A 948-nucleotide genomic window follows, 5' to 3' on the forward strand; every position below is an offset into this window, starting at 1 on the left:
CTTTGCAGCAAGCCGCTTACGTATAATACTGACAAATTCGGGTGAAACCCCCAAGTAGGATGCAATATAGTATTGCGGTACCCTTTGGGAAATAGTCGGGTATAGTTCAATAAATTCCAGATAGCGATCGGCGGCTGGTTTGGCGATTGTATGGATCAGCCTATTTTGCAGAACAGCGAGCCGACGTTGCACCAACATACGAAAAACCCGCTCAAATTTTTACCGAAGGAAAAGACAATCCTTCACAGTATAAAGAATCAAAAACTTCTTTGCTATTCTCCCCCTATAAAAGTCTATATCCACCGACTTTTATAGGGAGAGATTTGTACCCATGGCCTGTTATCCTATTCTTTCAAAATCGCTCCATTTTTAGTGAATTTCACGCTAAAGCCATGCATCAGAACCCGCGTACGTTTGACCTTTCCTTCTCGTTTTCCAAAAGTCCCCAAAGCCGTCTCTTCTGGTGCGCCGAAATCAAAATCCACATCAATCAACAGGGGATATTTCTTTGTATTAACTAAACCCAAGCGATTGCTCGCTTTAATCCAACGGGTCACATCATCATCCCGGTCAACAAAATAGGTTCCGATTGTTAACCGATAAAATTTATCGTTTCTAGCGAGATCCAAATAAACCCTTTCTTTATCATTATTTAGGCTGTATTTACTTAAATGTTGTTCCAGTATTCTCTCTACGGAATCTGGAAATACATACAAAATTTCCTTCCCAACAGCCATCAACGTCATGCAGTTTAAAAATAAAAAAAGTAGGCTGCTTCTTATGAGGTGATGTATTTTCATGATCTTTATCGTTTTTCTAAAATCATCGGAACAGCGTTCATTTCAAGGGCATTCGTTTCATCCAAATGGAAATGGGCGCCTTTAGGCACCTCATCCTGCGCGAGTATCAAAAGTTGCTTGGCCAATGAAATAAGTCCCTGTTTGTTGG

The 948-nt window shown here is 40.6% G+C and carries 2 protein-coding genes and 1 pseudogene; all 3 read right to left on the reverse strand.

Annotated features, from left to right (window positions below; genetic code table 11):
* Positions 1–198 (reverse strand): annotated as a pseudogene (locus tag B2X72_RS12775) (Crp/Fnr family transcriptional regulator); the annotation flags it as partial.
* Positions 199–344: 146 nt separating this feature from the next.
* Positions 345–800 carry a hypothetical protein gene (locus tag B2X72_RS12780; protein WP_286802336.1) on the reverse strand — a complete coding sequence of 152 codons (456 nt, stop codon included), beginning with the start codon at positions 798–800 and terminating at the stop codon, positions 345–347.
* Positions 801–805: 5 nt separating this feature from the next.
* The coding region (locus B2X72_RS26725; RefSeq protein WP_422663692.1) for an Imm32 family immunity protein at positions 806–948 on the reverse strand (143 nt) is incomplete at its 5' end.

The organism is Sphingobacterium sp. UBA7253 (assembly GCF_002472745.1).
Lineage (GTDB): Bacteria > Bacteroidota > Bacteroidia > Sphingobacteriales > Sphingobacteriaceae > Sphingobacterium > Sphingobacterium siyangense.

Coding starts and splice junctions, on each gene's coding strand:
- B2X72_RS12780 (WP_286802336.1), bottom strand. CDS start 800: ATGAAAATACATCACCTCATAAGAAGCAGCCTACTTTTTTTATTTTTA.